This window comes from Streptomyces fradiae (genome assembly GCF_041270065.1).
GTDB lineage: Bacteria > Actinomycetota > Actinomycetes > Streptomycetales > Streptomycetaceae > Streptomyces.
Genome location: NZ_CP065958.1, coordinates 7,228,143 through 7,240,477, shown reverse-complemented (window position 1 = coordinate 7,240,477; position 12,335 = coordinate 7,228,143). Strand labels below are relative to the sequence as shown.

Below are 12,335 nucleotides of genomic sequence, written 5' to 3'. Positions count from 1 at the left end.
AAGGGGCCCGGTCGGGGCCCGGCACGCCCGTGCCCCCGCACCGCGTGGGGCGGGCGGGGGCACGGGGGACGCGTCGGTCAGGACGCGTTGGTCGCTCAGTCGATGCCGGGCAGGATGTGCGGCTCGGCGAGGTCGTCCTCGTAGCCGGCCAGACGGATCGGGGCCGAGCGGGCCCACACTTCGAGGCTGCCGAGTTCTCCGGAGCGGCGCGGCCGCTCCTTGGGTTCGGACGGGCTCTGCTCCTGCTGGGTCACTTCGGGTGTCACCGCGCACTCCTCTGTGTCGCGAGTCAATGGGTCTGGGCCGGTCGGTCGCGGTGGCGCCGTATCGGGGCGGGACCGCGGCCTTGATGTCAGGCCTGTCCCCTGGCCGGCCGTGGGGGTTCGGTGGAACCCCCGGTGGCCGACCGTGGACATCAGATTAACCATCTGAGCGCGCGGGCGCTCTATGGGGCGCGAAAGTGTGACGCGATCGAGTGAAAGCGGCTCGTTCGGCCCCGTTTACCGAGGTCAGCGGGCGTTTGGATGCCCGATCATCGATCAAATCGACGGCCTGCCGGAACGGCGGGCGCGGCTCACCACTTGCCGGGCAGGTAGTCCTTCATGAACACGCCGTACAGGTCGTCGCCGTCCTCGCCGCGCACGATCGGATCGTAGACCCGGGCCGCGCCGTCGACCAGGTCGAGCGGGGCGTGGAAGCCCTCCTCGGCCAGCCGCAGCTTGTCGAAGTGCGGGCGCTCGTCGGTGATCCAGCCGGTGTCGACGGAGGTCATGAGGATGCCGTCGGACTGGAACATCTCCTGCGCGCTGGTCCGCGTCACCATGTTGATCGCGGCCTTGGCGGCGTTGGTGTTCGGGTGCCCGGCGCCCTTGTAGCCGCGGCTGAAGACGCCCTCCATGGCGGAGACGTTCACGACGTACGCGCGCCCGCTCTTCGCCCGTGCGGCGGCCTCGGCCATCGCCGGGCGCAGCTTGCTGATGAGGATGAAGGGCGCGGTGTAGTTGCAGAGCTGGGTCTCCAGGAGCTCCACCGGGGAGATCTGGTCGATGGTCTGCACCCAGGTGTTGGTGTCGACGACGTCGGGCACCAGACCGCCGGCGTCGATCGCGGTGCCGGCGTGGTGCCGCTCGATGCTCGCGTTGCCGGCGACCAGGGCCAGGTCGGCGACGGCCTGCGCGTCGATGGCGCCGGTGCCGAGCGGGAGCGCGGCCAGACCGTCGACGGCGCCGGAGTTGAAGGCGCCGATGACGTGGTGGGCGGGCAGCTCGCCGGCGGGCAGCGGCGCGCTCTCGCCGTCGACCAGGGCGGCGTACGCGGACGGCAGCCGGCGCACGGTCTGCGTCGCGTTGTTCACCAGGACGTCCAGCGGTCCCGCGGCGGCGACCTGGTCGGCGAGGGCCACGGCCTGGGCCGGGTCGCGCAGGTCGATGCCGACGACCTCCAGGCGGTCCATCCACTCCGCGGAGTCCTCCATCGCCTTGAAGCGGCGGATGGCGTCCTTGGGGAACCGGGTGGTGATCGTGGTGTGGGCGCCGTCGCGCAGCAGCCGCAGCGCGATGTACATGCCGATCTTGGCGCGGCCGCCGGTGAGCAGCGCGCGCTTGCCGGTGAGGTCGGCGCGGGCCTCCCGCTTGGACCGGTTCAGGGCGGCGCAGTCCGGACAGAGCTGGTGGTAGAAGTAGTCGACCTCGACATAGCGGGTCTTGCAGGTGTAGCAGGAGCGCGGGCGCTGGAGTATGCCCGCGATCTTGCCGGCCTCGGTGACGGACGAGGGCAGGATGCCCTCGGTCTCGTCGTCGATGCGCTGCGCGGAGCCGGTCGCGGTCGCCTCGGTGACCGCCTTGTCGTGGGCGGTCTTGGCGGCCCGGCGCTCCTGGCGGCGGCGCTGCTTCACGGTCCGGTAGATGCCGGCGGTGGCACGGCGGACGGCGATCGCGTCCGGGTGGTCCACGTCGATCGTGTCCAGCTCGTCGAGCACGCTGAGGCAGACGGCCAGTCGCTCCGGGTCGATGCCCGGCCCGTACTCCTGGGCCTCCCCGAGGTCCTGGGTCTCTTCGGTCACCGTCATGGCCTTCGTCGTTCCTCGATCGCTCGCGCCTGCACTCCCGAAGAGGCAACTTTACGGAGCCGGGGGCCGTCGCTCCAAACCCTTACGGGGCGGGTGGTCGAACACACAGTCGCCGCACAGGCCTCCGGACGGGGCGCGGTAGTAGAGGCAGCAGGTGGTGCGGCGCAGCGCCGGGCCGCGGACGGTGCGCTCCAGGTCGGGGTGGGCGAGCAGCCCGCGGGTGAGGGCGACGGCGCGTGCGGCGGCCTCGGGCCGGTCGTGGGCCCGGGTCCAGCGGAGCAGTTCGCGCAGGGCGCCGGCGAGCGCGGAGCCCGCGTTGCCCCACAGCAGCCGCGGGGAGATCCGTCCGTCGCGGGCGAAGGCGGCGTGCAGCGGGACCAGGTGGGCCTCCTGGACGGCGGCCCGCAGGTCGTCGACGGTGGCGGGCCGGCCGGCGGTGCCGGACCACCACAGCTCGTCGGGGGCGCCGAGGGTGCCGTCCCAGTGGAGGGTCTCGGGCGTGAGGTCGGGGAAGCGGCCGAAGAGCGCGGCGGGGCCGAGCGCGACGGACCAGAGCCGGGCGGCCAGACCGAGGTGGGCGGCGGAGGCGGCGACCCGGCGCTCGGAGGTGCCCAGGCCGGCGGCGACCCGGTCGACGCGGGCGGCGAGGGCGGCGTCGGCCCCGCCCGCGTACAGGAGCGCGAGGGGCACGGCGGCGGGTCCGGACGGCCGCGGCGGGGCGGGCGCGGTCTGCGGGGCGGGCGGCGGGCTGGTGCGCAGGGCGAAGAAGCCGCCGATCCGGGCGCTCTGGTCGAGGTCCACGGCGCACACGGTACGGGCGGGCGCCCGGTGCGGGCCAATGTGGACCGGGCGGGGGCGGCGGTGGCTCGGAATCCGGACCGCCGGGGGCGCGGGGCGGGGCGCGCGGGGCGCCGGACGCGCCCCGTAGGGGTTGCCCGCCACCGTCCCTGACCTGCGCGGGCGTACATCCAGAGGTGTACGGGGCAGCCTCGTACTCCGTTCGCGGTACGCGAGATCGCGTTCCCAGGTACGACGACGCGAACGCCCGGAAGAGAGATCGTGGAGGTATGAGCCCCCTCGTGCTGTCCGTGCTCCTCGCCCTGGTCTCCGCGGTCGCCTACGCGGCCGCGGCGATCGTGCAGGAGCGGGTCGCGGCCGCGGCCGACGGCCCGCGCTACGCACCGCTGCGCCGCCCCGCCTGGTGGGGCGCCGTCCTGCTCAACGGCGTCGGCGCCGCGCTGCACGTGGCGGCGCTCGCGTACGGCCCGCTGAGCCTGGTCCAGCCGCTCGGCGCGCTCACCATCGTCTTCGCGCTGCCGATGGCGGCGCTCTTCGTGGGCCGCCGGGTCGGGCGCACCGCCTGGCGGGGCGCGCTGATGGCGACCGTGGGCCTGGCCGGGCTGCTCAGCCTCACCGGCGGCCCCGGCACCCACCCGCTGTCCGACGCCGACCGGCACCTGCTCGCGGCGCTGACCTTCGGCGCGGTGGCGCTGCTCTTCGTGCTCGCGCACCTGGTGGGCCGCTCCGCGCTGCGCAGCGTGATCCTGGCGACGGCGGCCGGCGGGGCCTTCGGCATCGCCTCGGTGTTCACCAAGACGGTGGCCGAGGAGTGGACGGCGGACGCGCCGCTCGCCGAGTGGACCAGCCTGCTCGTCCTCTCGGCGCTCGCGATCACCGGTCTGCTGCTCTCCCAGGCCTCCTACCGGGGCGCGGGCCTCGCCGCGCCGCTGGCGACGCTCACCGTGGTGAACCCGGTGATCGCCGCGGCCGTCGGCCTCACCCTGTTCGGCGAGTCCTTCCGGTACGGGGCGGCCGGCACCGTCGCCGCCCTGATCTGCGGCGCGGTGGCGGCGGGCGGCCTGGTGCAGCTCACCCTGGACCGGCTCGGGCGGCCCGAGGACTCCCCGGCGGTGTCATCGGTGTCCTCGGTGTCATCCGCGCCGGGCGGCAGGTCAGATGCTGACGCCGCGGGCCCTGAGGTAGGCCAGGGGGTCGATGTCGGACCCGTACCCGGGACCCGTGCGCATCTCGAAGTGCAGATGCGGTCCCGAAGTGTTGCCGGTCGATCCTGACCGCGCGATCCGCTGCCCCGCGGTGACCCGCTGGCCCTCGCGGACCGAGAGCGCCGAGAGGTGCGCGTACTGGCTGTAGCGCCCGTCGTGGTGCCGGATGACGATCTGGTAGCCGTAGGCGCCGCCCCAGCCGGCCGACACGATCGTGCCGTCGGACACGGCCCGTACGGAGGTGCCGGTGGGGACGGGGAAGTCGACGCCCGTGTGATAGCCGCTGGACCAGGAGGAGCCGGCCTTGCGGTAGCGGGTGCCGATGTCGGCGTCGGCGACGGGGGTGGCGAAGCGGGCGCGCTCGGGAGCGGGCTTGGCGGCGGGTTTGTGTGCCGGCTTCGGGGCGGGCCTGGCGGCGGGCTTCGCGGCGACCGGCTTGGTGACGGGCTTCGGCGCGGGTCTCGGGGCCGGGGCCTTGGTGGCGGGCGGTGCCGGGGCGGGCGGCTTGACCGGGGTCTTCGCGGTCGGCGGCTTCGGGGTGGCCGGTTTGGTCTCCGGCCTGGGCCTGGGCTGGGGCTTGGACTTCTGCGGCGCGGCGGGGGCGCTGATCCGGAGGGTGAGCCGCTGGCCGGGGAGGATCAGGTCGGGGTCGTCGCCGACGACGGTGCGGTTCGCCGCGTAGAGCCGGGGCCAGCCGCCCCGTACGTGCGCGTCGCGGGCGATCTTCGAGAGCGAGTCGCCGGGCGCGACGGTGTACATCTCGCGGACGGTCGGCACGGTGGTGGGGCTCGCCGGGTTGGCCGGGGCGGCGGTCCGCTGGGCGGGTAACGCGGCCTGCCGGGCCTTCGGGGCGTCCTTGAGCGGCCGGGTGCGCTCGGTCTGGGTGGTGACGCCGGGGGCCTCGCCGCCGCGCTCCAGGCCGGCGCGCGGCGCGCAGGCCGGCCAGGCGCCGGGGCCCTGGCCCTTGAGCACGCGCTCGGCGATCTCGATCTGCTGGTCCTTGGAGGCCAGGTCGGCGCGCGGCGCGTAGTGCGTCCCGCCGTACCGCTCCCAGGTGGACTGGCTGAACTGGAGGCCGCCGAAGTAGCCGTTGCCGGTGTTGATCTGCCAGTTGGAGGAGGACTCGCAGGACGCGAGCTTGTCCCAGACGTCGAGCGAGGCGGCGTGCGCGGTGCCCGCGCCGATCAGCGGCAGGGCGATTCCGGCGCCGCCCGCGGTGACGGTCAGCGAGGCACGGTTGATCCGGCTCGGCTGGTACCGACGGTGTTTCCCGCGATTCTCGCGATTCCCGCGTACGGCTGGCATGGGCCCCCCTCGAACGCATCGGCAGTCGCCCACGGTAGGGGCTGGCAACCGTGCGTGACAAGGGCTTCGGCCCGATCCCTCGCCTGGCCTGTCACAACCCGGCGGGTCCGGGCTGTGGCTGCGGTTCGGGCTCCGGTACGGGTACGGGGTTGGGCGGCGGCACGGGCGGCGGGACCGGCGGGGGCACCGGTGACGGCGGGCCGGGCGGCACGGGGCCGGGCGAGGGCAGCGGGTCGGGGATCGGGGGCTGGGTCATGACGGACTCCCGGTCTGGGGGTACGGGCGGGGGTGCGGGTGCCGGGCCCGAGCGGGCCCGGATCCCAGCCTCCCCCCCGTCCGTGTGCCCCGGCGCGCCGGACCCATTCCTTCGGGTGGCGGCGCGGCCGGGGCACGGGCCGCGTCACCAGAGTTCCGGGCTGGCCTTCAGCTGTCGCTTGGCCGCGCGGACGACCTCCGCCGCCGGCACCGGGGCCTCGTCGGGGTGCCGTTCGGCCCACTTGGCGGCGTACGGGCAGAGCGGCACGACGGGGACGCCCGCGGCGGCGGCGATCCGGTAGAACTCCTTCACCAGCGCGCCGGCGACGCCCTTCCCCTCGTGCGTGGCCTCGACGACCGTGTGCACGGCGACGAGGGCGTGCGGCTCCTCGTCGAGGACGAAGTAGACGACGACGCCGGCGTAGTCGCCGTCGTCGAACGCCTCCAGGCGGCCCTTCTCCCGGTCGTCGCGGATGGTCAGGTCCAGCTCTGCCATGCTGCGGGCCTCCTCGGCCGTGGTCAGATCTGCGCGGGTACGGCGTGCGGCGGGCGCACCGTGTCGGTCCCGGGCACGGGCGCCGACGCGTCGCCCCCGAGCTCCACGATGCGGTTGCCGGCGTCGACGTGCACGACGCGCGGCACGAGGGCGCGCGCCTCGGCGTCGCTGACCTGCGCGTAGCTGATGAGGATGACCAGGTCCCCGGGGTGCACCAGATGCGCGGCGGCGCCGTTGATCCCGATCACGCCGGAGCCGCGCTCGCCCTCGATGACATAGGTCTCCAGGCGGGCCCCGTTGTCGATGTCGACGATGTGGACGAGCTCGCCGGGCAGCAGGTCGGCCGCCTCCATCAGCTCGGCGTCGACGGTCACGGATCCGACGTAGTGAAGATCGGCCTGCGTCACGGTGGCGCGGTGGATCTTCGACTTGAACATGGTGCGCATCATGGACGTACTCCTGGACTTAGGCTCCCTGCCTGCGTTTTTGCAGGTCAAGGGCTGTTTCCTCACCCTACAACGAGTCGCATGTCCGGGCAGCGTTCACTCTCCCTGCCCCACCGCGACGACCCCACCAAGCGTACGCAGCACTCCCCCAAGATCCCTCGTGACCACCGTCACCCCGACGAGGCGGCAACGATCGCGCTGAAGTCATCGCAGGTGCTCGGCGATGGCCCGGGCCGCCTCCCTCGCCGTGCGGCCCACGCCGATCAGCGTTGCCGACGCCGGGCCGGTCCAGTCGCCGTAGCCGAGGAGGTGGATGCGGGGGTCGGTGGTGCACTGGGTGCCGTGGGTGGGGATGTGGCCGTCGGGGGTGCGGAGGGCGAGGGGGGTGAGGTGGGTGAGGGCGGGGCGGAAGCCGGTGCACCAGATGATGGCGTCGGCCTCGGCGGTCATGCCGTCGGCCCACGCCACGCCGGTCGGGGTGAGGCGGTCGAACATCGGGGTGGCCTTGAGGAGGCCGGCGTCGCGGGCTTCGCGGACGGGAGGGACGGCCACGATGTCACCGAGGGCGGAGACGCCGCCGGTGTCGGGGCGGCCCTCGTCGAGGGCGCGGCGGCGGGCGGTGGCGGCGTCGAAGAGGGCGCGGCCGTCGATGTCGTCGGGGAGGTAGCGGGGTTCACGCAGGGTGGCCCAGGTGAGGTGGGTGTCGTGCGCGAGGTCGGCGGCGATCTGGGCGCCGGAGTTGCCGCCTCCTACGACGATGACGCGCTGTCCGGCGAAGCTCGCGGCGTTGTCGTACTCGACGGTGTGGAGTTGGCGGCCCTGGAAGTCCGTCCGGCCGGGGATCGACGGCACGAAGGGGCGGGACCAAGTACCGGTGGCGCTGATGACGGCGCGGGCGTGCCAGGTGTCCGAGTCGGTCTCTATACGGAGGAGTTCGCCCTCGTCATGGACGCCTCGGACGCGCACGGGGCGGACGACGGGGAGCTCGTACCGCTGCTCGTAGTCGGTGAGGTACTCGACGACGTGTCCCGCTTCGGGGAACTGCTCCCCCGGCTGCGGCGGCATGATGCGGCCCGGCAGGGAGGAGTACGCCGCCGGGGAGAACAGGTGGAGGGAGTCCCAGGCGTGCCGCCACGCGCCGCCGGGTGCCGTGCCCGCGTCCAGGACGACGAAGTCGAGTCCGGCTCGGCGCAGATGGTAGCCGGCGGCGAGTCCGGCCTGGCCTCCACCGATCACCACAACGTCGAACGTCCTGCTCATGCTGGGGACTTCCCTTCTTCCGAGGCTTGCGAACGACTACGTACGGAGGGCGGCGAGGGCGGCGACGGCCGCGACCGCCGCCAGCAGGGCGAACAGGTGAGGGTATCCGCCCAAGGAGACCGCGAGCGCCGCGCTCGCGAAAGGGGCGAAGGCGCCGGCTGCGGTCGGAAGCGCTCCGAGGAGCCCGGACAGCCTGCCGTAATGGGCCGCTCCCCACCGGTCCGTGACGGCGGTGGCCTGGGCGAGGGTGAGGTTCCCCCGGATCATGCCGGCGGTGATGGAGAGCGCGACGACCAACGGGTAGGGGCCGGGGATCGCGGCAAGGGCCGCTGTCGTGAGGCCGCCGCACGTGATGAGCACGGCGAGGCGCAGGCGGGGCCCGGTGCGGCGGGCCAGCAGCGCGTAGAAGAGGCGCCCCACGGTCTGGCCCGCCCCGCCCAGGCCGAGGGCCAGGGCGGCGGCCGACAGGGAGAACCCCCGCTCGGCCATGAGGGGTACGAGGGCGATGACGACCGCGTACGTCGCGAAGGCCGAAAGCGTCATCGCGACGACGAGCATGCCGAACGCCCGGCTTCGCGCGATGCCGGAGGCGTCGGCGTGCTCCTGTGCCGCCGGCACGGCAGCGGGCCACGGGGCGTTGAGAGCGGTCGCGTGTGCGGGGATCGTGACGGCGGCGAGCACCAGGGCGAGGACCAGGTACGTGTCCCGCCAGCCGAACCGGTCGGCGAGGGCCGCGGTGAGCGGGGCGAAGACGGTGGAGGCGAGTCCGCCGGCGAGGGTGACCACGGTGAGTGCGCGGACGTGGTCGGGCGCCCACCAACGGGTCAGGGCGGCGAAGGCCGGCTGGTAGAAGGTCGCGGCCATGGCCGCGCCTGCGAGGGCCCAGCCGACGAAGAAGGCGCTGAGGTCGGGTGCGGTGGCGATGACGACGAGGCTGATCCCGCCCAGAACGGATCCGGCCGTCATGACCATCCGGGGGCCTCGGCGGTCGATGACGCGGCCCACGAAGATGCCCGAGACGGCCGAGACGACGAGAGCCAGTGAGAAGGCACCGGTGGTCGCCCGTGCGGACCAGCCGGTCGTGGCGGTGATCTCCGCGTTCAGCACGGGGAAGGCGTAGTAGAGGATGCCCCAGCTCGTGATCTGGGTGAGGCAGAGCGCCCACAGCGCCCGGCGCGGTCGCCCTTGGGGTGGGGCGAGCGGCCGGGCGGCTGCGACCGGTCTCATCGGGGGTCAGCTGCCGACGGGACGGCCGGCCAGCCCGATGGTCTCGATCTGCAGGGTCTCGGGGGCGCCGCAGCAGCTGCCGCCCTCCTCCTCGGCGGGGGCGTCGAAGAGGCCGGAGCCGCCGCACACGCCGGTCTCAGGCAGCGTCAGCTCGACACGCTCGGCGGCCTCGTGGTCACCGGCGAGGGCCGCCGCGATCGAGCGGACCTGCTCGTAGCCGGTCATGGCGAGGAAGGTGGGCGCGCGGCCGTAGGACTTCATGCCGACGAGGTAGACGTTCTTCTCGCCGTGCGACAGCTCCTTGGCGCCGTGCGGGTAGACGGTGCCGCACGAGTGGACGTTGGGGTCGATCAGGGGCGCGAGCTCGACGGGCGCCTGGAGCCGTGCGTCCAGGTCGAGGCGGAGCTCGTCGAGGAAGGAGAGGTCCGGGCGGAAACCGGTGAGGGTGATGACCTCGTCGACGGGCTCGGTGCGCGTGCCGTCCTCCGCGACGAGCGTGAGCGTGCTGTCGGCGTTCGCCTCGATCTCGGCGATCCGGAAGCCGGTGACGGCGTCGGCGTGGCCGGCGTCGACCGCGGCCTTGGCCGCGAGGCCGAGAGCGCCGCGGGCAGGGAGCTGGTCGGACGAGCCGCCTCCGTACGTGGCGGAGGTGACGCCACGGCGCAGGACCCACAGCGCACGCGTGCCCGGTTCGGACGCGGCCAGTTCGGCGAGGGCCACGAGAGCGGTGAAGGCGGAGGCGCCGCTGCCCACGACAGCGGTGCGCTTGCCGGCGTAGCGGGCGCGGGTCTCGGGGTCGCGGAGGTCGGGCACGCGGTAGGCGATGCGCTGCGCGTGGGCGCGCTCGCCCACGGCGTGCAGGCCGTTGCCACCGGCGGGGCCGGGCTTGGCCCAGGTGCCGGAGGCATCGACGACGGCGCGGGCGAGAAGCCGGAGCTCGCTCCCGTCGGCGGCGACGGCGTGGACGGTGAACGGCTGCTCGTCGCGGTCGGCGTCGACGACGCGGTCACGGCCGGCGCGGGAGACGCCGGTGACGGTCGTGCCCAGACGGACGCGGTCGCCGAGTGCGTCGGCGAGGGGCTTCAGATACGACTCGACCCAGTCGCCGCCGGTGGGGTACGTGGCGCCGTCGGGCCGCTGCCAGCCGTTCGCCGCGAGGAGCTTCTCGGCGGCCGGGTCGATGACCTCGTCCCAGGTGGAGAACAGCCTGACGTGGGACCAGTCGCGCACGGCGGCCCCGGCGGCGGCCCCGGCCTCGAACACCAGCGGGTTCAGGCCCCGTTCCACGAGGTGAGCTGCGGCGGCGAGGCCGATCGGGCCGGCGCCGATGACGACGACGGGGAGTTCAGCGGCATCGATGGAGGTCATCGGGCTCTGTCCTTCGCTGTCGGCGGGAGTGTCCCCCCGCTGCACTGATTAGACGGCTATCTAATCTGAGGCCAGCTTGCCGCACACTTCGACAAGTGTCAACATAGAAGAATGTCGAATAAACGTCCCACGGTCACCATCGAGGCGGCATCGGCAGCCTGCTGCGAGCCACTGGACTCCGGCGCCCTCTCCGAGGCCGACGCCGAGTACGCGGCAACGCTGTTCAAAGCGCTCGCCGATCCGGTCCGCCTACGCCTGTTCTCTCGCGTCGCCTCCCACCCCGCCGGGGAGGCCTGCGTGTGCGACATCTCGGACGTCGGCGTCTCGCAGCCGACGGTCTCCCACCACCTGAAGAAGCTGCGCGAGGCCGGGCTGCTCACCTCGGAGCGGCGCGGCACCTGGATCTACTACCGGGTCGCCCCACAGCCCGTGGCGACCATGTCCGCCCTTCTCGCACTGGGCAGTTGACGCCCCACCGGCGCGCACGCGGAGCCGCCGAACCCATTGCGGCCGTAATTCGACGCATGCAAAAATAGAAGAATGTCGAACCTGAGTATGGTTCCCGAGGCCGCCCCTCCGTCGCAGGGGGCAGTGCCCTGTTGCACTCCGCTCATCTCGGCGGAGCTCTCCACGCCGGACGCCGAGCGGCTGGCCACCGTCTTCAAGGCGCTCTCAGATCCGGTCCGGCTGAGGCTGCTGTCGCGCGTGGCCTCTCACCCCGCCGGCGAGGCGTGCGTGTGCGACATCGCGGACGTCGGTGTCTCGCAGCCGACGGTCTCCCACCACCTGAAGAAGCTGCGCGAGGCCGGACTGCTCACCTCCCAGCGGCGCCGCACCTGGGTCTACTACCGGGTGGACCCGGACGTCTTCGCCGCCCTGGCGTCCCTCCTGGCCATGCCGGCCCGCACCTGACGGCGGACAGACGTGAAGCGGGCGGGCATCGTGTACGGGGGATGATCACGATGCCCGCCCGCGGTCTCAGGTGGGGCGTACGGTGTGCACGGTGGTGCCGGCGAGGCCGACGCCACGGTAGGGGCCGGTGTCCAGTTCCTCCGACGGGGTGCACAGGTTCAGTTGGAGCGGGGCGGCAAGGGCCGCCGCCTCCCCGGCCACCGGCGCGTAGGACAACAGCAGCGTCGGGTCGGTCAGTTCCTTGAAGCGCACGACCCGGTCGGCCTGGTGCGAACCGCTGCCCGGCTCCAGCAACTGCCCCGGCACGGCGGCGAATCCGAGCCTGGACTTGAAGCTGAAAAGCCCGGGCTTGACCACGTGGCCGTAGAGGTTGATGTCCCGGCCGAGCGAGGCCCAGCGCCGCTTCCTTCCCCGCGCCTCGCGCAGCATCTCCCAGTAGAGCAGTCGCGCCAGGCTGTCGTGACGATGGTCCGAACTCACGGCCGAGAAACGTGCACGGATCTCGTCCTTCGCCGGGACGTCCTGGTTCAGACAGCCGGCCACGAGCGTGCCCTGCGAACGAACCATGACCGCGCAGTAGCTCTCGGCCTCGGCGAGGATGTTCCGCCGCTGCTCGACGGCGACGGCCCAGCCGTGCCGCATGGCCGCCACCTGACGCTCGTACAACTCCAGGAACTCCTCGAGCAGTCCGGCCGTCAGCGGCTCCGTCCCCACCCGAAGGCCGCCCTCCCCGGCCCTCCGATAGGCGGTCCGGATGTCGTAGCGGTCCTTGCGGGGAAGCGTGCCGAGATACCGATCCTCGGAGTCCAGGACCTCGGCCCGCCAGGCCACCACCTGCGGCTTGGGCAGGAATCCGGCCTCTCTCAGCCGGGTCCAGGACTCCACGGGCGGGTCCTGGACCCTGATGAGGTCCACCTTGCCCTCGTACTCCCGCCAGTCGCCGCTCAGCGCCTGGTCGACGTCGACGAGGGCCATCGGCAGGCCCATGGAGCTGA

At 73.4% G+C, this 12,335-nt stretch carries 14 protein-coding genes; 3 read left to right on the top strand and 11 right to left on the bottom strand.

Annotated elements, in window-relative coordinates:
- Positions 1–95: 95 nt before the first annotated feature.
- The 3 genes from JAO84_RS32880 to JAO84_RS32870 form a co-directional block, all read right to left on the bottom strand.
- Entirely contained in the window at positions 96–266 is a 171-nt protein-coding gene (locus JAO84_RS32880) for a hypothetical protein (RefSeq protein ID WP_370416109.1), read from the bottom strand.
- Between the two features lie 308 nt (positions 267–574).
- Positions 575–2,068, bottom strand: coding sequence for an SDR family NAD(P)-dependent oxidoreductase (locus tag JAO84_RS32875; protein WP_265867645.1), 1,494 nt, complete (start codon positions 2,066–2,068; stop codon positions 575–577).
- Positions 2,069–2,119: 51 nt separating this feature from the next.
- Positions 2,120–2,869: a (2Fe-2S)-binding protein gene (locus JAO84_RS32870; RefSeq protein ID WP_370416108.1), complete on the bottom strand. Its 750-nt coding sequence runs from the start codon at positions 2,867–2,869 to the stop codon at positions 2,120–2,122.
- 266 nt (positions 2,870–3,135) lie between these two features.
- Between JAO84_RS32870 and JAO84_RS32865 the strand changes: the two genes are divergently transcribed.
- Complete coding sequence (locus JAO84_RS32865) at positions 3,136–4,140, top strand: DMT family transporter (RefSeq protein ID WP_370416107.1); 1,005 nt, start codon at positions 3,136–3,138, stop codon at positions 4,138–4,140.
- On the opposite strand, the gene JAO84_RS32860 is transcribed toward JAO84_RS32865, so the two are convergent.
- From JAO84_RS32860 to JAO84_RS32830, 7 genes are all read right to left on the bottom strand, one after another.
- Entirely contained in the window at positions 4,021–5,376 is a 1,356-nt protein-coding gene (locus JAO84_RS32860; protein WP_370416106.1) for a transglycosylase family protein, read from the bottom strand. The two genes, JAO84_RS32865 and JAO84_RS32860, sit on opposite strands and share 120 nt — an antisense overlap.
- 91 nt (positions 5,377–5,467) lie before the next feature.
- Entirely contained in the window at positions 5,468–5,632 is a 165-nt protein-coding gene (locus JAO84_RS32855; protein WP_265867640.1) for a hypothetical protein, read from the bottom strand.
- Positions 5,633–5,776: 144 nt separating this feature from the next.
- The gene (locus tag JAO84_RS32850; protein ID WP_370416105.1) at positions 5,777–6,127 is read right to left on the bottom strand and encodes a GNAT family N-acetyltransferase; all 351 of its coding nucleotides are present in this window, start codon (positions 6,125–6,127) and stop codon (positions 5,777–5,779) included.
- 23 nt (positions 6,128–6,150) lie between these two features.
- Positions 6,151–6,576 (bottom strand): aspartate 1-decarboxylase, encoded by a 426-nt coding sequence (gene panD, locus JAO84_RS32845; RefSeq protein WP_370416104.1) that lies wholly within the window; start codon positions 6,574–6,576, stop codon positions 6,151–6,153.
- Positions 6,577–6,777: 201 nt separating this feature from the next.
- Positions 6,778–7,833, bottom strand: a complete 1,056-nt coding sequence (locus JAO84_RS32840) for an ArsO family NAD(P)H-dependent flavin-containing monooxygenase (RefSeq protein ID WP_370416103.1) — start codon at positions 7,831–7,833, stop codon at positions 6,778–6,780.
- Between the two features lie 36 nt (positions 7,834–7,869).
- On the bottom strand, positions 7,870–9,060 hold the full coding sequence (locus JAO84_RS32835; RefSeq protein ID WP_370416102.1) for an MFS transporter: 1,191 nt from the start codon (positions 9,058–9,060) through the stop codon (positions 7,870–7,872).
- 6 nt (positions 9,061–9,066) lie between these two features.
- The gene (locus JAO84_RS32830; RefSeq protein WP_370416101.1) at positions 9,067–10,428 is read right to left on the bottom strand and encodes an NAD(P)-binding domain-containing protein; all 1,362 of its coding nucleotides are present in this window, start codon (positions 10,426–10,428) and stop codon (positions 9,067–9,069) included.
- Positions 10,429–10,539: 111 nt separating this feature from the next.
- Here JAO84_RS32830 and JAO84_RS32825 point away from each other — a divergent pair, with 111 nt between their 5' ends.
- Entirely contained in the window at positions 10,540–10,896 is a 357-nt protein-coding gene (locus tag JAO84_RS32825; protein WP_370416100.1) for an ArsR/SmtB family transcription factor, read from the top strand.
- A gap of 72 nt (positions 10,897–10,968) precedes the next feature.
- Positions 10,969–11,340, top strand: a complete 372-nt coding sequence (locus JAO84_RS32820; RefSeq protein WP_370416099.1) for an ArsR/SmtB family transcription factor — start codon at positions 10,969–10,971, stop codon at positions 11,338–11,340.
- 66 nt (positions 11,341–11,406) lie between these two features.
- Here the strand turns inward: JAO84_RS32820 and JAO84_RS32815 are convergent, their stop codons facing one another.
- The gene (locus tag JAO84_RS32815; protein ID WP_370416098.1) at positions 11,407–12,327 is read right to left on the bottom strand and encodes a GNAT family N-acetyltransferase; all 921 of its coding nucleotides are present in this window, start codon (positions 12,325–12,327) and stop codon (positions 11,407–11,409) included.
- Positions 12,328–12,335: the final 8 nt, after the last annotated feature.

What these genes read in the sequence shown, in the direction of transcription:
- JAO84_RS32850 (WP_370416105.1), bottom strand. Translation starts at nt 6,127, where the DNA reads ATGGCAGAGCTGGACCTGACCATCCGCGACGACCGGGAGAAGGGCCGC.
- JAO84_RS32830 (WP_370416101.1), bottom strand. Translation starts at nt 10,428, where the DNA reads ATGACCTCCATCGATGCCGCTGAACTCCCCGTCGTCGTCATCGGCGCC.
- JAO84_RS32835 (WP_370416102.1), bottom strand. Translation starts at nt 9,060, where the DNA reads ATGAGACCGGTCGCAGCCGCCCGGCCGCTCGCCCCACCCCAAGGGCGA.
- JAO84_RS32860 (WP_370416106.1), bottom strand. Translation starts at nt 5,376, where the DNA reads ATGCCAGCCGTACGCGGGAATCGCGAGAATCGCGGGAAACACCGTCGG.
- JAO84_RS32865 (WP_370416107.1), top strand. Translation starts at nt 3,136, where the DNA reads ATGAGCCCCCTCGTGCTGTCCGTGCTCCTCGCCCTGGTCTCCGCGGTC.
- JAO84_RS32875 (WP_265867645.1), bottom strand. Translation starts at nt 2,068, where the DNA reads ATGACGGTGACCGAAGAGACCCAGGACCTCGGGGAGGCCCAGGAGTAC.
- JAO84_RS32815 (WP_370416098.1), bottom strand. Translation starts at nt 12,327, where the DNA reads ATGGGCCTGCCGATGGCCCTCGTCGACGTCGACCAGGCGCTGAGCGGC.
- JAO84_RS32820 (WP_370416099.1), top strand. Translation starts at nt 10,969, where the DNA reads ATGTCGAACCTGAGTATGGTTCCCGAGGCCGCCCCTCCGTCGCAGGGG.
- JAO84_RS32855 (WP_265867640.1), bottom strand. Translation starts at nt 5,632, where the DNA reads ATGACCCAGCCCCCGATCCCCGACCCGCTGCCCTCGCCCGGCCCCGTG.
- panD (WP_370416104.1), bottom strand. Translation starts at nt 6,576, where the DNA reads ATGATGCGCACCATGTTCAAGTCGAAGATCCACCGCGCCACCGTGACG.
- JAO84_RS32840 (WP_370416103.1), bottom strand. Translation starts at nt 7,833, where the DNA reads ATGAGCAGGACGTTCGACGTTGTGGTGATCGGTGGAGGCCAGGCCGGA.
- JAO84_RS32825 (WP_370416100.1), top strand. Translation starts at nt 10,540, where the DNA reads ATGTCGAATAAACGTCCCACGGTCACCATCGAGGCGGCATCGGCAGCC.